The organism is Paraburkholderia sp. SIMBA_053 (genome assembly GCF_046534895.1).
GTDB classification, from domain to species: Bacteria; Pseudomonadota; Gammaproteobacteria; order Burkholderiales; family Burkholderiaceae; genus Paraburkholderia; species Paraburkholderia caledonica.
This window is the reverse complement of the sequence record NZ_JAWRXU010000002.1, coordinates 934195-960459: the sequence shown is the minus strand read 5'-3', so window position 1 is coordinate 960459 and position 26265 is coordinate 934195. Positions and strand designations below refer to the sequence as shown.

23 protein-coding genes are annotated in these 26265 nt (G+C 61.9%); 21 read left to right on the top strand and 2 right to left on the bottom strand.

What is annotated here, in order from left to right; genetic code table 11:
• Positions 1 to 124: 124 nt before the first annotated feature.
• The 10 genes from SB753_RS10810 (at position 125) to SB753_RS10765 (ending at position 10290) form a co-directional block, all read left to right on the top strand.
• Positions 125 to 1279 (top strand): ABC transporter substrate-binding protein, encoded by a 1155-nt coding sequence (locus SB753_RS10810; protein WP_110406041.1) that lies wholly within the window; start codon positions 125 to 127, stop codon positions 1277 to 1279.
• A complete protein-coding gene (locus tag SB753_RS10805) occupies positions 1276 to 2829 on the top strand; it encodes a sugar ABC transporter ATP-binding protein (RefSeq protein WP_410800162.1) in 1554 nt (517 codons plus the stop codon). Before SB753_RS10810 ends, SB753_RS10805 begins: the two co-directional genes overlap by 4 nt.
• On the top strand, positions 2813 to 3796 hold the full coding sequence (locus SB753_RS10800; protein ID WP_204520862.1) for an ABC transporter permease: 984 nt from the start codon (positions 2813 to 2815) through the stop codon (positions 3794 to 3796). Before SB753_RS10805 ends, SB753_RS10800 begins: the two co-directional genes overlap by 17 nt.
• Positions 3793 to 4761, top strand: a complete 969-nt coding sequence (locus SB753_RS10795; protein ID WP_204520861.1) for an ABC transporter permease — start codon at positions 3793 to 3795, stop codon at positions 4759 to 4761. Before SB753_RS10800 ends, SB753_RS10795 begins: the two co-directional genes overlap by 4 nt.
• Positions 4762 to 4821: 60 nt before the next feature.
• Positions 4822 to 5892, top strand: coding sequence for a 2,3-butanediol dehydrogenase (locus SB753_RS10790; protein WP_204520860.1), 1071 nt, complete (start codon positions 4822 to 4824; stop codon positions 5890 to 5892).
• Between the two features lie 17 nt (positions 5893 to 5909).
• Entirely contained in the window at positions 5910 to 6815 is a 906-nt protein-coding gene (locus SB753_RS10785; protein ID WP_020066071.1) for an NAD(P)-dependent oxidoreductase, read from the top strand.
• Between the two features lie 34 nt (positions 6816 to 6849).
• Entirely contained in the window at positions 6850 to 7134 is a 285-nt protein-coding gene (locus SB753_RS10780; RefSeq protein ID WP_087754623.1) for a YciI family protein, read from the top strand.
• Between the two features lie 27 nt (positions 7135 to 7161).
• Positions 7162 to 8022, top strand: coding sequence for an intradiol ring-cleavage dioxygenase (locus SB753_RS10775; protein WP_088174888.1), 861 nt, complete (start codon positions 7162 to 7164; stop codon positions 8020 to 8022).
• Positions 8019 to 9113, top strand: a complete 1095-nt coding sequence (locus SB753_RS10770; protein WP_410800161.1) for a maleylacetate reductase — start codon at positions 8019 to 8021, stop codon at positions 9111 to 9113. The genes SB753_RS10775 and SB753_RS10770 overlap by 4 nt, the downstream gene beginning before the upstream one ends.
• Before the next feature lie 106 nt (positions 9114 to 9219).
• Complete coding sequence (locus SB753_RS10765) at positions 9220 to 10290, top strand: SDR family oxidoreductase (RefSeq protein ID WP_408423425.1); 1071 nt, start codon at positions 9220 to 9222, stop codon at positions 10288 to 10290.
• A 238-nt stretch (positions 10291 to 10528) separates the two neighbouring features.
• Here SB753_RS10765 and SB753_RS10760 read toward each other — a convergent pair whose 3' ends face one another.
• Positions 10529 to 11920, bottom strand: coding sequence for a PLP-dependent aminotransferase family protein (locus tag SB753_RS10760; RefSeq protein WP_410800160.1), 1392 nt, complete (start codon positions 11918 to 11920; stop codon positions 10529 to 10531).
• Between the two features lie 404 nt (positions 11921 to 12324).
• Between SB753_RS10760 and SB753_RS10755 the strand changes: the two genes are divergently transcribed.
• Genes SB753_RS10755 through scpA form a run of 10 tightly spaced genes read left to right on the top strand, consistent with a single transcriptional unit; the run spans position 12325 to position 22211 of the window.
• Complete coding sequence (locus SB753_RS10755) at positions 12325 to 12807, top strand: MSMEG_0572/Sll0783 family nitrogen starvation response protein (RefSeq protein ID WP_012403844.1); 483 nt, start codon at positions 12325 to 12327, stop codon at positions 12805 to 12807.
• An 18-nt stretch (positions 12808 to 12825) separates the two neighbouring features.
• Positions 12826 to 13842, top strand: a complete 1017-nt coding sequence (locus tag SB753_RS10750; RefSeq protein WP_131319448.1) for a Nit6803 family nitrilase — start codon at positions 12826 to 12828, stop codon at positions 13840 to 13842.
• Complete coding sequence (locus tag SB753_RS10745; protein ID WP_410800159.1) at positions 13811 to 14944, top strand: MSMEG_0568 family radical SAM protein; 1134 nt, start codon at positions 13811 to 13813, stop codon at positions 14942 to 14944. The genes SB753_RS10750 and SB753_RS10745 overlap by 32 nt, the downstream gene beginning before the upstream one ends.
• A 2-nt stretch (positions 14945 to 14946) precedes the next feature.
• Positions 14947 to 15510, top strand: a complete 564-nt coding sequence (locus SB753_RS10740) for an MSMEG_0567/Sll0786 family nitrogen starvation N-acetyltransferase (protein ID WP_410800158.1) — start codon at positions 14947 to 14949, stop codon at positions 15508 to 15510.
• A complete protein-coding gene (locus SB753_RS10735; protein ID WP_410800157.1) occupies positions 15507 to 16493 on the top strand; it encodes a sll0787 family AIR synthase-like protein in 987 nt (328 codons plus the stop codon). Before SB753_RS10740 ends, SB753_RS10735 begins: the two co-directional genes overlap by 4 nt.
• Positions 16490 to 17662, top strand: coding sequence for an MSMEG_0565 family glycosyltransferase (locus SB753_RS10730; RefSeq protein WP_410800156.1), 1173 nt, complete (start codon positions 16490 to 16492; stop codon positions 17660 to 17662). Before SB753_RS10735 ends, SB753_RS10730 begins: the two co-directional genes overlap by 4 nt.
• Before the next feature lie 23 nt (positions 17663 to 17685).
• The gene (locus tag SB753_RS10725; protein ID WP_020066059.1) at positions 17686 to 17970 is read left to right on the top strand and encodes an MSMEG_0570 family nitrogen starvation response protein; all 285 of its coding nucleotides are present in this window, start codon (positions 17686 to 17688) and stop codon (positions 17968 to 17970) included.
• Positions 17971 to 17992: 22 nt separating this feature from the next.
• Complete coding sequence (locus SB753_RS10720; RefSeq protein WP_410800155.1) at positions 17993 to 19285, top strand: MSMEG_0569 family flavin-dependent oxidoreductase; 1293 nt, start codon at positions 17993 to 17995, stop codon at positions 19283 to 19285.
• Positions 19286 to 19287: 2 nt separating this feature from the next.
• Entirely contained in the window at positions 19288 to 20103 is an 816-nt protein-coding gene (locus SB753_RS10715) for a Pnap_2097 family protein (RefSeq protein WP_410800295.1), read from the top strand.
• Entirely contained in the window at positions 20100 to 22211 is a 2112-nt protein-coding gene (gene scpA / locus SB753_RS10710) for a methylmalonyl-CoA mutase (protein ID WP_410800154.1), read from the top strand. Before SB753_RS10715 ends, scpA begins: the two co-directional genes overlap by 4 nt.
• A gap of 332 nt (positions 22212 to 22543) precedes the next feature.
• Here scpA and SB753_RS10705 read toward each other — a convergent pair whose 3' ends face one another.
• A complete protein-coding gene (locus SB753_RS10705) occupies positions 22544 to 22762 on the bottom strand; it encodes a hypothetical protein (RefSeq protein WP_410800153.1) in 219 nt (72 codons plus the stop codon).
• A 920-nt stretch (positions 22763 to 23682) separates the two neighbouring features.
• Between SB753_RS10705 and ligD the strand changes: the two genes are divergently transcribed.
• A complete protein-coding gene (ligD, locus tag SB753_RS10700; protein WP_410800152.1) occupies positions 23683 to 26190 on the top strand; it encodes a DNA ligase D in 2508 nt (835 codons plus the stop codon).
• Positions 26191 to 26265 lie beyond the last annotated feature (75 nt).

Below are 26265 nucleotides of genomic sequence, written 5' to 3'. Positions count from 1 at the left end.
AGCCCGTCGCTGGCGTTCACCATCCGGTGTTCGGTGAAACGATTATATGTCGTGATCCGAATGAAGATGAAAGGCCCGTGCATGAACGACCGGCAGGACGACAAAAACATTCACGGAGACATAAATGCATCTTTCGTTTCGCCTGATCCGCGCAACCGGGCTTGCTCTCGCTGCCGCGTTGATGATTCCGTCCATGAGCGCGCGCGCCGACTACGCAGGAGCCGCGCGAACCTTCCTTTTCAACCCCGCCGTTCAGATCCCTTTCTCCGATACCGCTAAATTCAAAAAGAAGCCGCCCTACGTGATCGGCTTCGCCAACGCGGGGCTTGGCGACAGTTGGCGCGTAGTCATGCAGCACTCGCTGATGAAGGCGGCGGCGGAGCACGCCGATGTCATCAAGCAGCTCATCGTCACTAACGGCAACATGGACGACGCGAAGCAGGCCGCCGACATCCAGGACCTGATATCGCGCGGCGTCGACTTGCTGATCGTCAGCGCGAACACCCAGAGGGCGCTCGATCCTGTCGTCTCGCGCGCGATGAAGCAGGGCATTCCCGTCGTGATGGTCGACCGCCGGATCTCTTCGGATAACTTTGTCTCCTTCGTGACGGGCTCGGATGCCATGATGGGGCGCGTGTGGGCCCAATGGATCGTCGAGAAGCTGCACGGCAAGGGCAACGTCGTCATGCTTGCAGGACAGGCGGGTTCGAGCGTCAGTGCCGACCGCGAGGCCGCGGCCAGGCAGGTGTTCTCGCAGTATCCCGACATCAAGGTGCTCGATACGGTCTACTCGGACTGGAGCCCTGTCAAGGCCAAGCAGCAGATGCAGGCGATGATCGCCAAGTACGGGCATACCATCAACGCGGTCTGGTGCGCTCATGGCTTGCCCGTCGCCGGGTCCATCGACGCGTTCATCGCCGCGGGCTTCAAGGCCGGCGAAATCCCGCCTCATACCACGGCGGACCTCAACGGTCCGCTGCAGCTTGCGTTGAAGTACAAGATTCCAATGCTGGAGATCGGCTATCCGCCGACCATGGGCCGCACTTCCATCGAGGTTGCGCTCAAGGTCCTCGGCGGTCAGACCGTGCCTAAGATCTACGAGATCAGTCCGCAGATTGCGCTGACGCGCGGGGACGAGACGGCGTCGGTGCCGCACCCGGACCAGTACATCGATCAGATCGTCGACAGCAAGGGGCCGCCCGATGTAATCATCGACGGCGGAATGGGCCCGGGTTACAACCCGGCGACCTTCAAGGTCAAGCTGCCGGGTGAGAAATGAACGGGCACGCTGACATCAGCGCCGGGGATCTGCTAGAGGTGATTCGGATCACGAAGGAATTCCCCGGCGTGAAAAGCCTCGATCAGGTGTCGCTCGGTGTGCGCGCCGGTGAGATTCATGCGCTGGTGGGCGAGAACGGCGCGGGTAAATCGACGCTCACCAAGATCATGGCCGGCGTCTATGCGCCGGATTCGGGCGAGCTACGTTTCGCCGGCCAGCCGTTGCAATGGAAATCGGCCGCAGACGCGAAACGCCATGGCATCCATGTCATCCATCAGGAGCTGGTGCTGTTTCCGCAATCTACGGTCGCGGAGAACATTTTCGCGGGCGCCGAGCCGCGCACGCGGATCGGGCTACTCGATCATGGCCGGATGAATCGGGATGCACAGGCGTTGCTGGGCGAACTGGGCGTGCGGCTCGATTCCCGCGAGCGCGTCGGCAACCTCTCCGTCGCCGATCAGCAGATGGTCGAGATCGCCAAGGCCATGGCTGGCGAGACGCGCGTGTTGATCCTCGACGAGCCCACTGCGGTCATCGCGGGCAAGGAAGTGCAATTGCTGTTTGCGCGCGTGCGGGCGCTGCGGGCAAAGGGCGTCGCGATCGTCTATATCTCGCATCGGCTCGACGAGATATTCGAGCTGTGCGATCGGGTGACCGTGATGAAGGACGGCCGCAAGGTCGCGACGCAAAGTGTCGCGAACACCACGCGCGATCAACTGGTACGTCTGATGGTGGGCCGCGAGATGAAGGACATCTATCCGGACAAGCCGATCCTCGCGCCCGGCGTTCCGAACGTGCTGGAGGTGAACGGTCTGTGCGTGGGCAATCGCGTAGTCGACGCGTCGCTTACCGTGCGTGCCGGCGAGATCGTGGGCATCGCGGGCATGGTGGGATCGGGCCGCACGGAACTCGCCGCAGGAATCTTCGGTGCGCTGAGAGCGCATCGCGGCACCGTCGACATAGGCGGTACCCGGCGCACCCGCATGACGCCGCGAACCGCCATCCGGCTCGGGCTGGGTTTTGTCACCGAGGATCGCAAGTCCCAGGGGCTGCTCATGCTGCTCGATGTCGCGCAGAACGTCACGGCCACCACCCTTGCGCAGGTGTCGCGCTTTGGCCTGATGCGCCCGGCGCTGGAGCGCGCAGCGGCACAGGCAGCGATCAACGAATACAGGATTGCAGGCGCCCATCCCGCCGGCGGCGTCGCCACGCTCTCCGGAGGGAACCAGCAGAAGGTGCTGATAAGCCGCTGGGTGCGCGTGTGCAAGCGCGTGCTCATTCTCGACGAGCCGACCCGTGGCGTCGATGTCGGTGCGAAAGCCGAGATCTACCGCGTCATGCGCGAATTGACCTCGAGAGGTCTTGGAATCCTGATGATCAGTTCGGAGTTGCAGGAGGTGATCGGCATGTCGGATCGCGTGCTGGTCATGCGGGAAGGCCGTATCAACGGCGAAGTGAGCGGCGAACAGATGACCGAGCACGACATCATGCGCCTTGCCACGACCGAAACGTCACAAACCACAGGAGACGCGCATGAGCACGCTTATTGATCGAACCGGCGGCAGGGCAACCGGCATGCGGCGCCACGTGGCGCATAACGCCGCTCCGTTGGCAGGGTTCTGTCTGCTGGTTTTGCTCCTGATCGCAGGCGCCTATGCCAGCGACCGCTTCGCGACCGTCGGCAACCTGCTGAATGTTCATCAGCAAGCCACGGGACTCGCCCTTGTGGCCCTCGGGCAGACGCTGGCTATCCTGACCGGCGGCATCGACCTCTCGGTAGGTTCGCTCATCAGCGCGAGCGCGACTCTCACGTCCGGCCTCGCGGACAACCCTCATGGCGGATGGACGAGCGCCATCGTTGTCGTGCTGCTGCTTTCAGCAGTAGTCGGCCTGATTAATGGCGCCCTCGTGCTGCGGCTCAAGGTCCATCCGCTGATCGTGACGCTCGGCATGGGCGCCGTTTTGCAGGGCGCGATTCTGTACTACTCGCTCGGGCCGGCAGGCAATGTTCCGGACGGCTTCGATTCGATTGCCTACGGCCGCTTCCTGAACATACCGGTGACGGCGACGATCGTAGTACTGCTTTACTTTGCGCTGTCGTTTTTCATGCGCCACACCCGCCTCGGACACTACATCTACATGGTCGGCGACGACGAACATGCGGCCAGCCTCACTGGCGTTCCCAAGGCGCGCGTAATCCTGTTCGTCTACGTCTTCTCCGCAATCTGCGCGGGCGTGACTGGTATCTATCTGGCTGCGCAATTCGGTTCCGGACAGCCCTATCTCGGCGTGAACTACACGCTGGCGTCGATCACGCCCGTGGTGGTGGGCGGCACCGTGCTGACCGGCGGCCGGGGTGGCGTGATCGGCACGCTGATCGCCGTCTACCTGCTGAGCCTTCTCAACAACCTGATCAACTTCGCCGGGATCGCGTCGCAGTACCAACTGATTGTCCAGGGGTTAGCCGTCATCATCGCGGTGTCGGTCAATGCGCAGCGCAAACGGGTGACAGCATGAGTTCTGTTCTCTCCAAACGTCCGTCGCTTGCACGCTATCTCTCGATAGATACAGCGCGCCGCTACGGCATCTATGTCTTCTTCGCGGTCCTGGTCATTGCCTCCGGTGTGTTTTCGCCTACCTTCCTGCGGCGCGACAATGTCGTGAACATGCTGATGCAGTTCGCGCCGCTTGGCATCGTCGTCATTGGGCAGGTGTTCGTGATCCTCGTAGGCGGGCTCGATCTCTCCGTCGCTTCCGTGATGGCGACGGCTGCAGTCATAGCTACGGGCTTCGACGGCACGAACGCATCGGCGCCCGCGATCTTCGGCGCGACCGTCGGCATGTGCATGTGCTCCGGCCTCTTGAACGGACTACTTGTCACGAAACGGCAGGTCTCGCCGTTTCTCGCGACGTTCGCTACGGCCGTCGTACTCGAAGGTCTTCGCTTCGCCTACACACAAGGCGCGCCCTCAGGCAACGTCCCGCCCGTTTTTCACGAGATGGGTACCGGCTTTGCCGCGGGACTGCCGGTCAACATACTGATCCTGGCCGCGTGCGCCACGTTGTTCGGCGTGTTGCTGCATCGGTCCACGTTCGGGCGGCGCGTCTTCATGGTGGGCGGCAATTCGGAATCGGCGCGTCTGGTGGGCGTACGACCGGATCTCGTGCGCATCGTCTGCTATGTACTCAGTTCGCTGTTGGCTGGACTGGCGGGGCTCATCCTGTCGGGCTTTGTCGGCATCGTCGACAACTGGGTCGGCAAAGGCTTTGAACTCGATTCGATCGTTGCGGCGGTCATGGGCGGCGTCGCGCTGTCAGGCGGGCGCGGTACCTTGCCGGGCGGACTGATGGGCGCCGCGATTCTCATCATCGTATTCAACATCGTGTTGCTGATCGGCATGCCGGTTCAGGCGCAGACCATCGTCAAGGGCGTGATCATCATCGGCGCATCGGCCTGCTATGTGACCCGGCGGCGCCGCTAGCAGACCGGATTTCAGGAACGACGCTAGCGCGGGCGAGCGTCCAGCAGAGGAGGAGCAGGCATGAGAGCAGTCAGGTTTCATTGTGCACACGACATTCGCGTGGAGAACGTGCCGGACCCGAGCGGCATCGGCGCAGATCAGATGATCGTTAAACCGATGTGGTGCGGCATCTGCGGTACCGACCTGCATGAATACCAGGCGGGTCCGATCGTCGTCCCGACCGAGCCGCATCCGCTGACGGGGGCCAAGGCGCCGCAAGTGCTCGGCCACGAGTTCAGCGCCGAAGTGCTCGAAGTGGGGCGGGACGTGAAGAACGTGCGGCCGGGCGACCGCATATCGGTCATGCCGCTGGCATCTTGCGGGCAGTGCTATTACTGCGTGCGGGGCATGCGTCACCTTTGCACGAAGATGGGGTGCGTCGGCTTGAGCTGGGACGGTGGGGGCATGGCGGAATATACCGTTCTCAATGACTATCACGCGAACAGGCTGCCGGATAACGTCAGCGACAAGCAGGGCGCCCTGATCGAGCCCGCGGCGGTCGCCCTCTATGCAGTGGATCGCGGCGGCGTGACGGTCGGCTCGTCTGTCCTGATCACGGGCGCGGGGCCGATCGGCGTGCTGGCGGCGCTCGCGTGCCATGCGGCCGGCGCCAGCCAGATCTTCGTGAGCGAACCGAACCCCGCCCGTGCCGCAAAGATGTCCGAGTTCGGCGTGACCACGCAGATCTTCGATCCCACGGAGGGCGAGTTGCCGGAGAGGATTCGCGATCTGACCGAAGGCGTGGGAGTAGACGTGGCGATCGAATGTTCGGGCAACCAGCATGCACTGAACGCATGCGTCGACGCCGTGCGATCAGCAGGTGCAGTCGTTCAGGCCGGCTTGCACGTGGGGACCGCCACCGTCGATCCGATGAAGTGGTCGCTCAAGGACATTCACATAGAGGGCACGTGGTGTTATCCGGTCACCATCTGGCCGCGCATCATCGGCATGATCGCGAACGGAAAATTCCCGGTGGAGAAACTCATTCACGACCTGATCGACGCGGACGACGTCGTGGCCAAGGGCTTCGACGCCCTGAGCGACAAAGGTGGCGACAAGATGAAGATCCTGATCAACCCGCAGACGACCTGACAAGCGAGCACGCACGAATGACTGATCAAAACAAGGTGAAAAAGCCTTCGATAGGCTGGATTGGCCTCGGCAAGATGGGCACACCCATTGTCCTCAACCTGCTCAAAGCGGGTTACGACGTGGTCGTGTACGACGTCGATCCGGGACGCCTCGGCGAACTCGCTACGCACGGCGTGAGGCCGGCGCCCGATATCGCGGCGCTCGCGGCATCGGCGCAACTCGTCTTTTCCATCATCCCCGATGACGCGGTTCTGTTGAAGGTCGCGCTCGGGTCGCAAGGTGTGTTCGCGAACCTGCCGGCGGGCGCCGTGTATGTCGACATGAGCACAGTGTCGCCGGCAGCATCTGCAGCCGTTCGCGACGCTGCGAAAGAGCGGGGTATCGGCTATATCGCGGCGCCGGTCTCGGGCAGCACCGTCCTCGCGGAGAAGGCCCAGCTCACCGTGTTCGCGTCGGGCCCCAAGGATGCGTTCGACGCGGCGCGCGGTGTATTCGAAGCGATCTCGGCACGCCAGTATTACGTTGGTGAAGACCAGCAGGCGCGCTATCTGAAGCTTGCCATCAATCATCTGGTGGGGTCGACGGCGGTGCTGCTCGCGGAAGCACTCACGCTCGGCAAGAAGGGTGGCCTCGACTGGACCGAGATGCTGACCGTGATCGGCGATAGCGTCGCGGCTTCGCCGCTCATCAAGTACAAGCTCGATCCGCTCAAGCAGCGCGATTTCAAGCCGGCGTTTTCAGCGCGGCAGATGCTCAAGGACATGTCGCTGGTGGTGGATGCCGGCGAAGCCGCAGGCGTGCCAATGGCGGCCGCCGCCCTGGTGCGCAAGCAGTTCGCCGAGTATGTGGACGCGGACGGCGCGGAACTCGATTTCTTCTCGATCGTGCGCGCGGTTGAATTGAGCTCCGGCTTGCACAATTGAGCGCCGCTCGCATCACAACTATCAGGAGTCGCATATGCATTACACCGTTTATTGCCTTGACCATGACGGCATGGTCGAACGCCGCCTGTCCCACTACGACGCCCACAAAGCCTATCTCGCGACGGCGCCGGTCAAAATGGTGATGTCCGGCCCGCTGCTTGCGGCGGACGAGGAGACGATGATCGGCAGCTTCTTCCTCTATGAAGCCGACGACATCGGCCAGGTTGTCCGCTTTAATACGAACGATCCGTTCAACGAGGCCGGCATCTGGAAGAGCGTCGACATCCGCCCGTTTCTCAAGCGCGTCGACAACCGCTGATCCATGCTTCACAACCGATAAATCGCCATGCGTAATCTCGACGAAAACACCATCACTGATGCGGTACTCAAGCGCCACGAAGGGGCGTCCAATGTCCGTCTGAGGGCGGTTATGACGAGTCTCGTCCGGCATCTTCATGATTTCGCACGCGAGGTGCAGCTGACCGAAGAGGAGTGGGAAGCGGGTATCCGCTTCCTGACTGAGGTCGGTCATATCACGGACGGCAATCGTCAGGAGTTCATTCTGCTTTCCGACACGCTCGGACTCTCGATGCTCGTCACTGCGATGGCGAACAGGAAGCCCGTCGGATGCACCGAGGCCACGGTCTTTGGGCCGTTTTTCGTCGGCGGAGCGCCAGTGCATCGCAATGGCGACGACATTGCCAACGGTGCCGGCGGCGAGCCATGCTTCGTCTCAGGCCGCATCATGGGGCTCGAGGGCGAAGCTGTGCCGAATGCGCGGATCGAGGTCTGGCAGGCAGATTCGGCTGGCTTCTACGATGTTCAGTACGAAGGCGATACGCACCGGGCGCGGGCAGTGCTGCACAGCTTGCCCGATGGTTCCTATCACTTTCGCTCGATCGTGGCAGAGCCTTATCCGATTCCGCACGACGGACCCGTAGGCAAGCTCCTGGCCGCGCTTGGGCGCCACCCGTGGCGGCCCGCTCATCTGCACTTCATGATCACCGCGCCCGGCTATGAGCGGCTCGTGACCCATGTGTTTCGCGATGGTGACCGCTACCTCGATTCCGACGCCGTGTTCGGCGTGCGCTCGTCGCTAATTGCAGACTGGATTCACCATGAAGAGGGCGTGGCGCCCGACGGCACGCGCATGCAGTCGCCGTTCAGCACGCTCGCTTTTGACTTTGTCCTGAACCGTTCATCATGACACCGAGCATCGCGACGCCATTCATCTATTCCACCCGCGCGACCCGCATTGTTTTCGGCGCGGGCTCGCTCGCGCGGCTCAGTGACGAACTCGACGAACTCGGCATCCGGCGCGCGCTCGTGCTTTCGACGCCGGAGCAATGCGCGCTGGCCGAGCGCGTGCGCGAGCTGGGCGGAGGACGCTGCCATGCGATATTCGATCGGGCAGTCATGCACGTGCCGGTCGAAACCGCCGAAGCCGGTGTCGAGGTGGCTCGCGATGCCGGAGCCGATGGACTGGTCGCGGCAGGAGGCGGCTCCACACTGGGCTTGGCGAAGGCAATCGCGCTGGAGACGAGCTTGCCGATCGTCGCGATCCCCACGACTTACGCGGGCTCCGAGGTCACTCCCATCTACGGGCTGACCGCGAGCAGCGAAAAGAAGACCGGCAAGAGTCACCGCGTTTTGCCGCGCACGGTGATCTATGACGCCACGCTCACGCTGAGCTTGCCGGTGGGGCTGACCGCCACCAGCGGACTGAACGCCATCGCCCATGCGGCTGAGGGCTTGTACGCGCAGGACATCAATCCGGTCATGTCGATGTTCGCGGAAGAGGGCGTGCGCAGTCTTGCGCGAGGCCTGGTATCGGCATGCGAACGTCCCGACGATCTGGCTGCTCGAGAAATCACGCAATACGGTGCATGGCTTTGCGGCACTGTGCTGGGCAATGTGGGCATGGCCTTGCATCACAAGCTGTGCCATACGCTTGGCGGCACCTTCAATTTGCCGCACGCGGAGACGCATGCCGTGGTCCTGCCCTACGCCATGGCGTTCAACCTGCCGTCGGCGCCCGATGCCGCTCAGCGCCTGCGCCGGGCACTCGATATGAGCGATCCAGTGGCTGCGCTCTTTGATCTCGGCCGGGCCTTGGGAACGCCCCGTTCGCTTGCCGAGCTCGGCATTCAGGAGCGCGATCTCGACCGTGCCGCGGAAATCGCCATGCGCTCGCCGTATTTCAATCCCCGCGCACTTTCCCAAAGTGGCATCAGGCAGGTATTGCAGATGGCGTTCGAAGGCGTCCGCCCGACCATGGCGTCGTTTGGTCCTCCGTAAAGTCCGGCTTGAATAGCCGACGGATACACCGTTTCACGCACGCGGCTGCAAAAGCACGAAGCAGGGCAGTCGTGTCCCAGATATCTCAACGAATAACGTTCATTTCATGAAAAATCGCGCTCTTATCATCGGGGCCAGCGGCATCGCAGGCAGCAATCTGGCCGATCGGCTGATCGAGGCCGGCTGGGGAGTCTACGGGCTATCTCGCGGCCGCACGCAAGTGTCGCCAGCAGTTCAGCCGATCATTGCCGACCTGGCATCGGCGGAGTCGGTGCGGGCCGCGCTTCACTCGCTCGACGTAACTCACGTGTTCTTCACCGCCTGGGCGAGGCAGGCGACCGAGCTCGAGAACATCCGTGTGAACGGCGCCATGGTCAGCAACGTACTCGATGCGCTCGAAGCCGGGCCGTCGAAACTCGAGCATGTTGCCTTGGTGACCGGACTCAAGCACTATCTCGGCCCCTTCGAGGCTTATGCGACGGGCGCCGTTCCGCAGACACCGTTTCGCGAAGAGCAAGGCCGCCAGAACGTCGACAACTTTTACTACGAGCAGGAAGACCGCGTATTCGCCGCGGCACAGCGTCAGGGTTTCACATGGAGCGTTCATCGGCCGCACACGATCATCGGATTCGCGGTTGGCAACGCGATGAACATGGGCACGACGCTCGCAGTCTATGCGACGCTTTGCAAGCAAGCGGGACTGCCTTTTGTTTTCCCTGGCTCGGCGACGCAATGGAACAGCCTGACCGACATGACCGATGCGCGTCTTCTCGCCCGGCATCTCGAATGGGCCTCGACGTCGGAAGCGGGTCGCAATCAGGATTTCAATATCGTCAACGGCGATGTCTTCCGCTGGAAATGGATGTGGTCCCGTATCGCAGACTATTTTGGCGTCGAGGCGGTCGCGTTTGACGGAGAAGTGCGCCCTCTAGAAAGCCGCATGCGCGACGCGGGCACACAATGGAGGCAGATTGCCGCGCGCTTCGATCTCGTGGAGGCCGACATCGACAGGCTTGCATCGTGGTGGCATTCGGACGCCGACCTCGGCCGTCCGATGGAAGTGCTTACCGATATGTCGAAGAGCCGCAAGGCCGGTTTCCTGGACTTTCAGGCGACCGATGAGGCGTTCTTCGATCTGTTTGGCCGCCTGAAAGCGCAGCGGATAATCCCTGCGTGATAACTGACGGGACGCACATGTGGCCCGCTTGTCGTCCGTCGTCCGAAGTATTCGACCGGTCCGGAAGCGCCGCCGCAATGAGACCTTTTGAAAGCCGACCAGTCTCTTTGGCGGCTCGCCCTTCGAGAGAGGCAGACTTATGCATGCGTACTGGCCGTTCGCGGCACGCAAGGGCAGGGCCGCTATCTGCTTCGGGCTTTTGTCTGGGTTAACCAGCTTGAGGCAGCGGCGCAGCGGCTTACATCAAAGGACTGCGTAGACGATGCGGGTGATGTAGCATCTCTGCCGTGACCTGCAGTGCCTGTCGACAACCCTCGCGATCTTGCGGGCCACCCAGACACACGCGGATCGTATTCGGCGGATTGCCGTCCGTCGAAAAAGCCGCCCCCGCCACCGCCCCGACGCCCTGATTGCGCAATTGCAGCGCAAGCTCCGACGCACTCCAGTCACACTGCGGCGGAATCGGCAACCACAAATGAAAGCCATCCGACTGCGCTTCGTAATGCCAGTCGGCCAGTTCCTGTGAGGCAATGGTCTGACGCACGTTCGCTTCCTTGCGGATCGCGTCAAGCATCTCGTGCGCGGTGCCGTCGTTGACCCATTGCGTCGCCAGCAGCACCGTGAAAGGACTCGGCATGACGGTCGTCGCGCGCAACGCGCCCGCGACGCGCTGCGTCTGCCTCGCTGTCGGCGCGCGCAGATACGCAACGCGTAGCCCTGCGCCGAACGTCTTCGAAAACCCCGTCACATACCACGTCAGTTCCGGCGCAAGTGATGCCAGCGCAACCGGCCTGTTCGCCGGCAGCCAGCCGTATGCGTCGTCTTCGATGATGGGAACGCTGTAGCGCAACGCGACATCGGCGAGCGCTTCACGCCGCTGCGTGGAAAGCGTCAGCGTGCTCGGATTCTGCAAGGTGGGATTGCAGTAGAACGCACCGGGCTTTCCGGTCTTGCACAGCGCTTCGAATGCATGCGGCAACGGTCCTTCTTCATCGCGCGGCAGTGGTTGCAAACGTACGCCGAGTTGCGATGCGATCGCCTTGATGCCGGGATACGCAAGCGTGTCGAGACATATCGTTTCGCCGGGCCGCGCGAGTTGCGATACCAGCGCCACGAGTGCGCTATGGATGCCGGGGCACACCAGCACCATATCGTCTTCGCATTCGGGCAGACGCTCTTTCAACCACGCACGTCCAGCCGCGCGATCGTCGGCCGTGCCGCCAAAATCCTGATAGCGCAGCAGCCGGTAAGGATCGGTGTGGGCGAGCAGATGCGCGGACGATTCACGCAGCCGTGCCGCAAGCTCGGGCGGCTCGGGCGGCATGTTCATCGACATCTCGACGCTGCTGCCGCCCGCGAGCGGCAAAGTCTGCGTGCGTCCGCGCACGAACGTGCCGCTGCCCGCGCGTGCATCGAGCAGGCCGCGCTTGCGTGCTTCCGCATAGGCGCGCGCGACGGTCGTGTAATTCAACTGCAATGCACCTGCCAGATCACGTAGACCGGGCAAACGGTCGCGAGGACGCAAACGGCCGCTCGCCAGATCTTCTTCGATCAGATCCGGTATCACGAGATATGCCGGTTTGCGGCTTTCAGTGAGCCGCTTGAGCCAATGATGCGTGAGACTGTCCATGCTGTATTCCCGGTGCGAAAGCGTATGCGTGAGCGTGAATGTCTTATTCAAAGTACCACGTGAATCGCGCAAAAAAATATCGGTTTTCATTCAATCAGAAACTTGATCGCATTGATTGGATGAATGCACGCTTGCGGGGTATCGCGCACCATCCGCACGCAAAAGGCGCTGCGTCGTTGTGCGAAACCGATGCATGCGCATCTGTCGCCGATACCCAAAACCCCTGCCGGACAAGGCTAGCAAAGATTTTTTCGGATCGCTCGAACAGTCGCGGTTTGATTGATTGGAAGTTGATCGCATGAACCGGGCCGGAAATTGGCATATCCGTTGCGTTAAGTGCTTCGCCAATCGGGATATTTCCGGTTGAGCAATCCGATCAATTACGCGACTTATTGGAGAGCGATATGCCTGCCGTCAACAAACCTCTGCATCAGAAGGGCGACTACCTCGTTGACTACGAAGAAAAAGTCTTTCCTGACGTCAAGGCCGAACCCGGCGAGAAAGCGCTCGTCACTTTTCATACCGTCGCATTCGAAGGCTCGATCGGCTTCGTGAATCTGCTGCAGGCAACGCGTCTGCAGCGTAAGGGCTTCGATACGTCCGTGCTGCTGTACGGTCCTGGCGTCACGCTCGGTCTGCAACGCGGCTTCCCGACACTCGGCGACGAAGCGTTCCCCGGTCATCTGAACTTCAACAAGCAGCTCGTCAAGTTCATGGAAGAAGGCGGCAAGGTGTACGCATGCCGCTTCGCGTTGCAGGCGCTGTACGGTCACGGCGAGGCTTCGCTGATCGAAGGCATTCGCCCGATCAACCCGCTCGACGTGCTGGACCTGCAGCTTCTCCATCGCAAGGAGAACGCGCTGATCATCCATACGTGGACTGTCTGAGCGAGCCGGGTGCCGATCATGTCCGAGCAGCGAATCATCCGTGCAGCGGCGGTGCAGATTGCGCCCGACTTCGAGCGTCCCGGCGGCACGCTCGAGCGGGTTTGTACCGCGATCGACGAAGCCGCGGCGAAAGGCGTGCAACTGATCGTCTTTCCCGAGACTTTTGTGCCGTACTACCCGTACTTTTCGTTCGTGCGTCCGCCTGTCGCGTCGGGCGCCGAGCATATGCGGCTCTACGAGCAGGCCGTGGTCGTGCCCGGTCCCGTCACGAAAGCCGTGAGCGAGCGCGCGCGCCGTCATTCGATGGTGGTCGTGCTCGGCGTGAACGAGCGCGATCACGGCAGCCTGTACAACACGCAGCTCGTGTTCGACGTCGACGGGAGGCTCGTGCTGAAGCGCCGCAAGATCACGCCGACGTTTCATGAACGGATGATCTGGGGGCAAGGCGATGCAGCGGGGCTGAAAGTCGCGCATACGGGCATCGCGCGAGTCGGCGCGCTTGCGTGCTGGGAGCACTACAACCCGCTCGCGCGCTATGCGCTGATGACGCAGCACGAAGAGATCCATTGCAGCCAGTTCCCGGGCTCGCTGGTCGGTCCGATTTTCGCCGAGCAGATCGAGGTCACGATCCGTCATCACGCGCTCGAATCGGGCTGCTTCGTCGTCAATTCGACGGGTTGGCTGAGCGAAGCGCAGGTCGAATCCGTCACCACGGACCCGAAGCTTCAAAAGGCGCTGCGCGGCGGCTGCATGACGGCCATCGTGTCGCCAGAAGGCCAGCATCTCGCCGAGCCGCTGCGCGAAGGCGAGGGCATGGTCGTCGCGGATCTCGACATGTCGCTGATCACGAAGCGCAAACGCATGATGGATTCCGTCGGCCATTATGCGCGGCCCGAACTGCTGAGTCTTGCCATCAACGATCGCCCGGCGATGCCTGTCGCGCCGATGGCGACGTCGTTCGAACGCGCGGACGCCGCGCCTGAAATCACGAGTGGAGGTCAGGATGAATGCCAGCATGAACCTGTCGCCGGCTGAGCCGCGTACGCAGCGTCAGATGATGGAGCTGCGCACGGAGTTGCAATCGGCGGGGCTGCGCCTCGTCGATCCGAATGCGGGTGCGGCGAGCCGTCGTGGTGGCGCGGGCCCGTCCGACCACAAGGCCGTGACCGTGGATGGTGTCACGATCATGGTGCCCGTGCACACCAGTTCCGCGTGGAATTCGCCGTTCGTCGCGGGCGCGCCGGATGAAGCGGGCGCGAGCGCGTTGATGCGCGGTACGATTCCGATCGCCAGCATCAGCTTTCCGAAAGCGCCGCGCTTCACGCAACTGCAAACGCTCGACGGCGTGCCGTACTCGCACATCGCGACGCTGCACGGCACCGATGTGCTCGCAACCACCGTGCTGCAAACCTGCATCCGTTACGAGAGCCGCAAGAAGACCTGCAAGTTCTGCGCGATCGGCCAGTCGCTTGCAGCGGGCCGCACGATTGCGCGCAAGACGCCGGAGCAGCTTGCGGAAGTGGCGCGCGCTGCGGTGCTTCTCGACGGCGTCAAGCATATGGTGCTCACTACCGGCACGCCGCCCACGTCCGACCGCGGCGCACAGATTCTGTGCGAAAGCGCATTCGCGATCAAGGCTGCCGTCGATCTGCCGATCCAGGCGCAGTGCGAACCGCCTGACGATGACGCATGGTTCGAGCGTATGAAAGCGAGCGGTATCGACACGCTCGGCATGCATCTCGAACTAGTGACGCCGGAAGTGCGCGCGCGCGTGATGCCGGGGAAAGCCAGTGTGCCGATCTCGCGCTATCTGGAAGCGTTCAAGGCAGCCGTTGCCGTGTTCGGTACGGGGCAGGTCAGCACGTACATTCTCGCGGGTCTCGGCGATACACCCGAAGCGATCCTGTCGATCTCGCGCGAACTGATCGATATCGGCGTGTATCCGTTCGTCGTGCCGTTCGTGCCTATCAGCGGCACGCCGCTCGAAGATCATCCCGCGCCTTCGCCTGAATTCATGAAGTCGATCCTGGCGCCGCTCGGCGCAATGCTGCGCGACGCGCAGATGCGTTCCGCCGATATCAAGGCCGGTTGCGGTAAATGCGGCGCGTGTTCGTCGCTGGCATCGTACGAGGATTGATCATGTTCTGCGAGACATTCGACGAACTCGATGCACTGCCGCTCGCCTTCACGCCTGCCGAGTACCGCGTGAAATGGGCGACGCTGCCGTGGGAGAGCAAGGAAGCGTATGCGTTGCGGCGCGCGGTGTTCTGCGTCGAACAAGGCATTTTCGTCGGCGACGATCGCGACGAGATCGACCGTGATGCGAAGCTGCTGGTTGCGCTGAGCTGCATTGCCGGCGTGCCGGAACAGGTGGTCGGCACGGTGCGGATTCACGAAACGCAGCCGCGCACGTGGCTTGGTTCGCGTCTCGCGGTGCATGCGGCGTTCCGTTCGCATGGCAAGCTCGGCTCGACGCTGATTCGTCTCGCTGTGAGCAGCGCCCACGCACTGGGATGCGATACGTTTTTCGCGCACGTGCAGAGCCAGAATGTGCCGTTGTTCAGGCGGTTGCACTGGCAGACGGTTGCGGAAGAAACGTTGTTTGGGCGGTCGCATCATCTGATGCAAGCGGACCTCACGCACTATCCACCGTGTTTTTCGCCGGAAAGTGGCTTCGTCACGTCATCGCGAGGCCGCTCATGAGTTTGCACGGGCTCGTTGAACGTCTGCGTGAAAGCCGTGGCTTTCGCCATAAGACGGATATCGCAGGCGTAGTGGCGTCGCTGGCGTCGCGTCTTCCGAACGGCACACGTGATCTCGCGCAAGCCGTTGCAGTCGGCGACGATTGCGCGGCCATCGCCGACGGTGATGGCTATCTGCTGTTGGCGATCGAAGGCCTTGTCAGCGATTTCGTCGAGACGATGCCGTGGTTCGCGGGCTACAGCAGCGTGATGGTCAATATCAGCGACGTGTATGCGATGGGCGGCCGTCCGCTTGCCGTCGTCGATGCGTTGTGGAGCGATGGGCTCGAATCGGCGGAACAGATTCTGGCGGGCATGGCGGCGGCATCGAGCGCGTATGGTGTGCCTGTCGTTGGCGGGCATAGCAATACGCGTAGTGCGGAGCCGCAGCTGGCGGTATCGATACTCGGCCGTGCGCGCGCATTGCTGTCGAGCTTCAATGCGCGGCCGGGCGACAGCCTCGTGATGGCCGTCGATCTGCGCGGCCGTTTCGAAGATCCGTATCCGTTCTGGAACGCTTCCGTGGGCGCACCAGCTGAGCGCCTGCGCGATGATCTCGAACTGCTGCCGCAGCTTGCTGAACGCGGCCTCTGCGAGGCGGCGAAAGATATCAGCATGGCGGGCGCACTCGGCACATCGCTGATGCTGCTGGAATGCTCGGGTGTTGGCGCGCGTATCGATCTCGATGCGATCCCGCGTCCAGACGGCGTGGATTTCGAGCGCTGGCTGAGCGCATTTCCGAGCTACGGCTTTCTGCTCTCTGTGCGCGATGAACATGTGGATGAGGTGCACGCTTGCTTTGCGCAACGCGGCCTTGCATGCGCGACGATCGGGAGCGTGGATGCGTCGCGTGAAGTGGTGCTCACGCAGCAAGGTGATTCGGCGTTGCTGTGGAACTTCAGGGAGAGCGCATTCATCGGCGCGCCGGTGGGAGAGCCGAAATGAACGGCACGGCAATGCGCATTGCGCTGTTCACGCATTCCGTGAATCCTCGCGGCGGCGTGGTACATACGCTTGAACTTGGGCGGGCGCTGCATGAAGCCGGGCAGGACGTCACGATCTTCGCGCCGTCCGTGGGCGGGGCGCCGATGTTCCGCGCATCGCCTTGCCGTGTGGTACTCGCGCCAGCCGCTGCGCACGGCAACGATACGGTGATGATGGTACAGACGCGGATCGACGCGTTGAAAGCAGCGTTGCTCGAAGAGGGCGCATCGGGCTTTGACGTACTGCATGCACAGGACGGCATCGGCGGCAATGCGCTCGCGGACTTGCGCGAAGCGGGCTCGATTCGCGGCTTCGTGCGCACGGTTCATCACCTCGACGCATTCGCTAATCCGCGCCTGAGTGCGTGGCAACAACGTGCCTATGCGGATGCCGACACGGTCCTGTGCGTCAGTGACACGTGGACGCGCAAGATGCGCGACGAGTTTGGCGTGACGGCATCAACGGTCAATAACGGCGTGGACGTAGCGCGCTTTCGTGACGTCGGCAGCACGGATGTTTGCACTGAGTTCGGCCTGAGCGGCAAACCGATGGTGCTAGCGGTAGGCGGCATCGAAGAACGAAAGAACACATTGCAACTGCTGGAAGCGTTCGCGTTGCTCCGGCAAACGCATGCCGAAGCGCAGCTTGTGCTCGCAGGCGGCGCGAGCCTGCTCGATCACGATACCTACACGCAGCTCTTTATCGCGCGTGCGGCGCAGGTAGGGCTTCGTATCGGCAAACATGAGCCAATCGTAGTCACAGGCCCGCTCGAAGACGCAGCGATTCCGGCGCTGTTGCAACGCGCGGACGTCGTATCGATGATGTCTTTACGCGAAGGTTTCGGGCTGGTCGTGCTCGAAGCGCTGGCAGCGGGCACGCCCGTCGTCGTCTCGCAGATCGAACCGTTCACCGGCTATCTCGACGAACGCGTCTGCTGCTGGGCGCGACCCGATGACGCGACAAGTATCGGCGACGCGCTGCGCCGCGCGTTGCACGAACGCGGCGGCGTCGACTTCGAACGCGCGGTGCCCGAACTTCTCGCGCGCTTTAGCTGGCGCGAAAGCGCGCGTCGTCATATCGCGCTGTACGCGAATCACGTGCAGCGCATCATGCAGCCGCTCGGTGCGTGAATCTCTCACTCAAAGGATATGTGATGCCAGTCATGCACTTCAAGGTCCAGTGGCCGGACGGCAGCGAGGCCAACTGTTATTCGCCTTCGACGGTGGTCGGCGAGTTCTTCGTCGCCGGTCAACGCTATGCGCTGGGCGATTTTGTCGAACGGGCGCGCGAGGCGTTGCATATCGGCTCCGAACGCGTACGCGAGAAGTACGGCTTCGCATGCTCGGCGGCGATGGATCAGCTCGCGCAGATCGAAGAACTTGCGCAGCGCTTTGCCACCGACCCGCACGCGGAAGTCAAGGTCGTCGAACTAATTTGAATCCCGAACGCAGGAACGAATCATGTCGAACGCAAACATTGTCGCATCCGATGCGCTTACCGATGTCCCGCACCACACGGTGATCGTGGTGGGCGGCGGGCAAGCTGGTTTGTCGATCAGCTACTACCTCAAAGAGGCCGGCATCGATCATCTTGTGATCGAAAAGCATACGGTCACGCATACGTGGCGCTCGCAGCGCTGGGATGCATTCTGCCTCGTCACGCCGAACTGGCAATGCGCGCTGCCGGGCCATCCGTATCGCGGCGACGATCCGCACGGCTTCATGAAGAAGGACGAGATCATCGCTTATCTGGACGGTTTCATTGCGATGGTCGATGCACCCGTGCTCGAACACACGGAAGTCCGCAAGGTCCGGCGCCTGCCGTCGGGCGGCTACTTCGTGTCGACGTCGAACGGCGACTTCACGGCCGATCAGGTCGTCGTTGCGTCGGGTGGCTATCACACGCCCATCGTGCCGCGCATGGCGGAGCGCCTGCCCGCCGGCATCGTGCAACTGCAGTCGTCGCATTACCGCAATCCGCAGGCGTTGCCGGAAGGCGCCGTGCTCGTGGTGGGTTCGGGGCAATCGGGTGCGCAGATCGCCGAAGACCTGCATCTGGCGGGCCGCAAGGTGTTTCTCGCGGTTGGGGAAGCACCGCGTTGCGCGCGTTTCTATCGTGGCCGCGACGTGGTGGACTGGCTCGCGGACATGCGCTACTACGACATGCCCGTCGACCAGCATCCGCTGCGTGAAGGCGTGCGCGACAACACGAACCATTATGTGACGGGCCGCGATGGCGGGAGAGACATCGATCTGCGACGCTTCGCGCTTGAAGGTATGGAACTGTACGGCAGGCTCGACGATCTCCGCGACGGCTGCCTGCATTTCGCACCGAACCTGAGGGGCAATCTTGATAGCGCCGACGACACTTACAATCGTATCAACGCGAGCATCGACGCGTTCATCGACAAGCAGGGTATCGACGCTCCACCTGGCGCTCCCTATGAACCGGTATGGCGCCCGGAAGGCGAGCGCACGTCGCTGGATCTCGCGCAGAGCGGCATTACGTCGATCATCTGGTGCATTGGCTTTACGCCCGATTTCAGCTGGATCGATGCGCCCGTGTTCAATGGACGTGGATATCCTGCACACAATCGCGGCATCACGCCCCAAGCGGGCTTGTATTTCATCGGACTGCCGTGGCTGCATACATGGGGATCGGGGCGCTTCTCCGGCATCGCACGCGATGCCGGGCATGTCGTCGGCGCGATCCGGGTGGCGCTCGACCAGGCGTCGACGAGCCTCGCGGCGTGAGCATGATCCAACCTTACCGGGCGGGCATGCCGCAACTGAGCTACACGGGACTGTCGGAGAACTGGTTGCTTAAGGAGTGCGGCCATCGACATTGGGAAGCGCTCGCCGCTCACGCGGGCCGCGCGCAGCCCGACTTCTGCGACGACAACGGCGGCCGCTCTTATGCAGCCTTTACGGCGATCCGCTTGCAGACCAGCGGTCTCGATTCGATTGCCGAAAACGATACGTTCGAGATCCGCAGCACGCTTTGCAGAACAGGGCCTGTGCGCCATTTCAGTACGCACCATGTCGTTCGCGACGAACTGACAGTCGCGGAGATCGGGATGTCCTCTGCGTTCGTTACACGAGGCGAGGCGCGCACCAATCGTTCGGCGGCGCGGGCGGCACTTGCTTCACTGGCGGGTGAAATCGTGCCGATGCCCGAAGAGGCATTGGACATGACGCAGATTGGCAAACGACTTCGAGCAGACGACCGTGACGCAGTTCCCGGCCTCGGGCCTGCCACGCGCGAGCCGATCGAGTTCTTCCCGTGCCCGAATAGCGATTTCAACGGCGCTGACTTCCTGTACTTCGCGAGCTTTCAGGCCTTTATCGATCGCGCCGAGTGGCAATGGGGGCGCTTCGGCGAGCCGCCTGTCGTCTCGAGCCGTTCGCTGTTCTATTACGGCAACCTCGACGTGGGCGATACGTTGACCGTGCATATGGTCGGACAGGCGGAAGACGGGCAGGGCATCCGGCACTGGACGGACGTGCGGCGCAGCAGCGACGGCGCGAAGATCGCCGACGTCACGACGGAAAAACGCTGGAGGCATCGATGAACACGCAACGGCGCCGTCGGTCAGATCGCGTGAAGCTCAAGCGCGTCTATACGCGCGCGGATATTGAAGGCATCGCGCATATCGACAGCATGCCCGGCGAGGCGCCGTTCGTGCGCGGTCCATTCGCGTCGATGTATACGCAAAAACCGTGGACGATACGCCAATACGCGGGGTACGCGCAGGCCTCCGATACGAACCTCGCGTTTCGCACCGCGCTGGCGGAAGGCGCACAGGGGCTCTCGGTCGCCTTTGATCTGCCGACCCAGCGCGGCTACGATTCAGACGACCCGGCTGTGAGCGCGGACGTCGGCATGACGGGTGTCGCAATCGATACAGTGGAGGACATGACTCGCCTCTTCGAAGACATTGCACTCGACCGCGTATCTGTATCGATGACAATGAACGGGGCGGTCCTTCCTGTGCTGGCTGCTTTCATCGTCGCGGCAGAGGAAAGCGGCGTTGGCGCCTCGCAACTGAGGGGAACGACTCAGAACGACATCCTGAAAGAGTTTATGGTGCGGAACACGAGCATCTTCGCACCTGAGCCTTCATTGCGCATCGCCGCCGACGTTGTCGAGTATCTCGGCAAAAACGTGCCGCGATTCAATGCACTTTCGGTGTCGGGATATCACTTTCAGGAAGCAGGTGCGGACCCTGTGCTTGAACTTGCGCTGACCATGGCGAATGCGCGCAAGTACATAACGGCCCTCGCAGGTCGCGGGATGCAGGCCGATGATGTCTGTCAACGGATGAGCTTCTTCTTCGGCGTCGGTATGGACTTCTACGTCGAAATCGCGAAGCTGAGAGCGGCACGAATTCTGTGGGCGGATATTGCCTCGGCAAGCGGCGCAACGTCGGATAGGGCGCGTGCACTGCGGATGCACTGTCAGACATCGGGATGGTCGCTAACGGCGCATAAACCGATGAACAACGTCGTGCGCACGACAGTCGAGGCGTTGGCTGCCGTGTTCGGCGGAACGCAATCGCTGCACACTAACGGCTACGACGAAGCGCTTTCGCTTCCCCGTGCAGAAGCGTCGAGGCTCGCTCGCGACACACAACTGGTGCTGCAGCACGAAACCGGCGTATGCGATGTCGTCGATCCGTGGGCCGGTTCGTACATGATGGAGAACCTTACGGCGGAGATCTGTCAAAAGGCGCTAACGGTGATGGCAGAAATCGAACGCCGTGGTGGCGTGGTTGATGTCGTCGAATCGGGGTGGGTTCGGGACCAGATCCACAGATCGGCTCTGAATACACAGGCGGAAATCGAGTCGGGAAAACGCACGGTTGTGGGCGTCAACGATTTCATGACGGGATGCGATGAAGACCTTGGAGAGCTACAGACTGTCGATGGCCGGCGGGTGCGCGTGCTGCAAACGCAAAGGCTTGCTCACATCAAGGCGAGGCGTGATCCAACGAGAGTACGCAACACGCTGGATGCGCTGACGCGGGCCGCCCGGGGCAGAGACGGAAATCTTCTTGAACTGACGGTGGCATGCATGCGAGCGCGTGCCACCGTCGGCGAGTGCACGCAGGCACTGGAAGCCGTATGGCCCAGATATCAAATCGGCTTGCCGCTACTGCGTGACCACTACGGCGCAAACCTCGAAAGCGACAAGGACTGGCAGGACACATGCCGCGCGGTGGCCGACGCAACGAAGCGCCTGGGCCGTGCGCCACGTGTGTTGATTGCAAAGCTGGGACAAGACGGACATGACCGGGGAGCGCGCATTATCGCAGCGGCATTAAGCGATGCGGGCTTCGCGGTTTCCACGGGATCGATGTTCGCATCACCTTCCGATACCGTCCAATTGGCTGAAGGCGAGCGGGTTGACGTTATCGGCGTGTCCTCTCTCGCGGGCGCACAAAACGATCTGATTACCGCCTTGCGTGATCAACTGACTGTACGCGGTCTGCGGATACCCATCGTGGTGGGCGGGATCATCGACCAGGCGAGTCAACTGGTCCTTCGACGCTCCGGAGTGGCGGCCTGCTTTCCGGCGGGCACGCCGATCAAAAAAATCGTAACGCTATTGGCTGCGATAGCTGTAGCGTCTGCAGAAAAATGCGTCGAAGGTGACCATCCGTTACACGAGAGTGCTTAACGAGTCGCGAACTGCTGTTCGGGAGCGATGGTTACAGCACCCGGATCGCCGCGCAGTGCGCGAAGTCTGGTGGTAGAGGACAACCTTGGTCCAATCCTGCGCGCGCACGTCGAAGGGTAAGTCGGCGTGAGGCGCGCCGTCGACTTCGCGCACGTTAGAAGAACGAGCGATGGCTTTGCGGGGCAACGAAGACGGTGATTCTCGCTGCGGTCGTATGTGGTGCTGGAAGAGGTAGGTTACCTTCAGGTTGTTGTCCCACCAGAGGTTCACATATTCAACGGCAACCCCGCGATGGCAGTATTGCGGGCTGTCTTGCTGCACAGTCGATGGCTCTAGCTATGAGCATCGACCCATGCGCGAGCCCAATCCAACCCTGCGAGCTCAGCGTCCACCTCACTGTCAAAGTGGCCAAGGACACCTGAAGCATGGACAAGCTTGCCGCGAAGGGTGATGGTTCCGCTCGCCGCATAACGTTCCGTCTGCAACTGGCCCTCGAGCTCGACGATTGAGTGTCCCCACACTTGATACCCGTGGTAGCTCTGCGACTGCATTAGCGGACGACGCGAGCGGATAGTGCGTGGCCTCTCACGCGAAGGACGTTGCCTTCCGGTGTGACCTGCCGCGGAATTTCAGACATGTCCGGTGCGTCTTTAGGCAAAGTCCTTTGCACATTGCCCTGTTTCGCGACGAGCTTTGATGCAGGCGCCGATGTGGTCCTTGAATTCACCTTCTTCGGATGCAAAGCCACGTGCCGCCGCACGGCGAGCTTGTGCAGGGCAGTCGCCCTATGTGGCGCAGTCCCGCGCGCCTCCGGCGGATTCCAGACTTCCGAATATGTGCCGGCTCCGAAAGCAGTCGGCGCGAGCGCCGCCGTCAACAACGCAAGTCCAAGTCTTCGCACGCTTTCCCCCTTGCCTAGTGGCCTCCAGAATGGTTTCGCTAACGCGCCCCAAGCATTCGAAGGCAGCGGACTCACTGGCCCAACGACGCGAGCTCGCCCAGCGCCGACTAACCCTTCGCCTCAAACGTCGCAATTTCCAGCATGGAAAGGCTCGCCGCTTGGTCCACACCCCAACGACTGCTTCATTGCTCCGGAAAACTTGGCGGTTCGCCGTCACGAAATACCCGCCCGACACTGTACATCCATACAGGTTTTCGCGCAATGACGTCTGCCATGCGTTGCGACATCCAGTGGCAAGGAGCTCGGAACGTCGTTTGCTGTGCGTAGTGTCTCTACCATCACATAAGCATTCACGATGGCAGGCGACAATTCCTACAAGCCGGGCGAAATAGTGAAAATCTCAGGCGTCTAAGAAGCTCGAAGTTTGCTGCGCTCACCCTGGCAACCCGACGTCGAACATGCGGTCAGTCGCGGGCTTTCGCGTCGGGTACATCCCCGCGCGAGATGCAGTGTGCGCCCGACAGGGTAGTCGGGCATCGTCCATAACGCGGCTCCTGATTACACTGCTCAATGGCTACAGCACGCGGTTCGCAATCTCCGGCCCTAAGCCGTTACAGGAAGATGCGAGACTTCGGGCATACGCCCGAACCGGCGCCTGCGAAGCGGGCAACGCGCCAGCCAGCGCGTCCAAGCTTCGTCGTGCAGAAGCATTGGGCTAGCCGCCTTCACTATGACTTCCGTCTCGAGCTTGACGGTGTGCTGCTATCCTGGGCGGTACCCAAGGGGCCGTGCTACGACCCGAAAGAGAAGAGAATGGCCGTCCACGTGGAGGACCATCCGGTCGAATATGCAACATTCGAAGGGACAATCCCGCCCAGGCAGTACGGAGCCGGTACGGTGATTGTGTGGGACCGTGGGACGTGGGAGCCTGTCGGGGACCCTCGAAAGGCAATGAAGGCCGGCAAGCTGGTCTTCCGCCTCCATGGCGAAAAGCTGGCCGGCTTATGGGAGCTTGTGCGCATATCCAAGCCGGAGGACAGCCAGGACCAGTGGATGCTGTTCAAGAAGCGCGACGAGTGGGCTCAACCGTTAGCTGAGTATGACGTCATTAAGGCGCTGCCCGACAGCGTCACGACAAAACCGCTAGGCCTCATCGAAGAGCGTGAGCCAAAAGTATCCCGGCCCGCGCCGGTCACTCCGCCGGCGATAGACCTGTCGGCCGCAGTTCGCGCGCCGCTACCCGCAAAACTCGAACCGCAGCGCGCGACCCTGGCCTCGTCGCTACCTGCAACCGGCGACTGGATAATCGAATCCAAGCTGGATGGTTACCGGATGCTCGCCCGGGTCGACAAGGGGCGGGTACGGTTATTCACAAGCGGCGGCCACGACTGGACGAAGAAACTCGCGACGCTGGCGACTGAAGTCGCGAAGCTCCCCCTCTCCAGTGGATGGCTGGACGGGGAGATAGTCGTACTCAGGGACGGGCTGCCGGATTTCGGCGCTTTACAGACTGCGATAGATGGCGCAGGGAATGACGAAATCGTCTATTTCCTGTTCGACCTGCCGTACTGTGACGGCAATGACCTGATGGGCGTCCCGTTATGGGCGAGGCGCGCGCGACTGGCACAGCTTCTTGAGAAGGATAGCGACCGTATCCGCTTCAGCCAGGATTTTGACGCACCAATCGTGCAGATGTTTGAAGCCGCAGCGGGACTCGGACTCGAGGGCTTGATGCTGAAGCGTCGCGACGCCCGATATGAGTCCGGACGGACCGAAACCTGGCTGAAAGCGAAATGCCGATTGAGGCAGGAGTTCGTTGTGTGTGGCTTCACCGCCAGGGGCGGTAAGGAGGGCGAAGTCGGCAGTTTGCTGCTTGGCTACTACGCAGGCAAAAAGCTTCACGACGCGGGTAGCGTGGGCACTGGCTGGAACGCTCGAACAGGCCGGGACCTCTGGCAGCGACTGCTTCCTCTGGAACGGGAGACGAGCCCGTTCGACGTCGCCGTATCAAAGCCAGGCCGCTGGTCCAGGCGTGCCGCCGGCGCTGAACGTTGGGTACATCCAGAGCTGGTTGCCGAAGTCGAGTTTGCGGAGTGGACAGGCGAAGGCGTTGTCCGGCAGGCTTCCTTCAAGGGCTTGCGTGTCGATAAGCCCGCGCACCGCGTAGTGCGTGAAACCGGCGAACCGCTGAAGCCTGCTCCTGTCTCGCAGGTAAAGGTCACGCATCCCGAGCGGGTCGTTGACCTTGCGAGTGGCGTCAGCAAACTCGAACTCGTCAGGTACTACGAAAGCGTCGCCGAGTGGATGCTGCCGCACCTTGTAGACCGGCCGATTGCAATGGTTCGCGCGCCGGCGGGTATAGCCGGTCAGATGTTTTTCCAGAAGCACGCGGAAAAGACCGCTATGCCCGGACTAAAGGCGCACGACCGCAATCTGTGGATGAATCATCCGCCCGTGCTCACGGTCGATACGGCAGACGCGCTCCTGTCGGCAGCGCAGATGAATGTCGTTGAATTTCACACGTGGAATTCAACGACCCAGCACATTGATACACCGGACAGGGTCATCTTCGACCTCGACCCTGGTGAGGGAGTGAAGTGGAAGCAGGTTCAGGAGGCCGCGCTTCTTACGCGGGCGTTGCTTGAGGAGCTTGACCTGCAGGCGTGGTTGAAGACGAGCGGCGGTAAAGGGCTGCACGTCGTCGTTCCGCTCGCGCCCAGACTCGACTACAAATCCGTCAAGTCGTTCTCGCAGGCGTTCGTCAGACATCTGGCAAAAACGATTCCTGACCGCTTCTCAGCAACATCAGGGGCAGCCAACCGAATCGGCAAAATCTTTGTCGATTACCTGCGCAATGGCAAGGCGCAAACCACTGCCGCTGCCTTCTCCGCGCGGGCGCGGCCAGGAATGGGCGTTTCGATGCCCGTGTCATGGGAACAACTGTCCGACCTTAAAAGCGGTGCACAGTGGACGGTGCAAACGGCGAGGGAGTATCTTAGCTTTCAGACGCGAGACCCTTGGGAAGCTTACTGGTCGGCGAGACAGTCGCTGGCGTCGGCGATAAAGCGCCTGCGATGAATTGCCTGGGATGCAAAACGGCTGGCGCTGGCAGGAATAGGGGCTACAGGCGAGAGATTCGTTCATGCGCGGCAG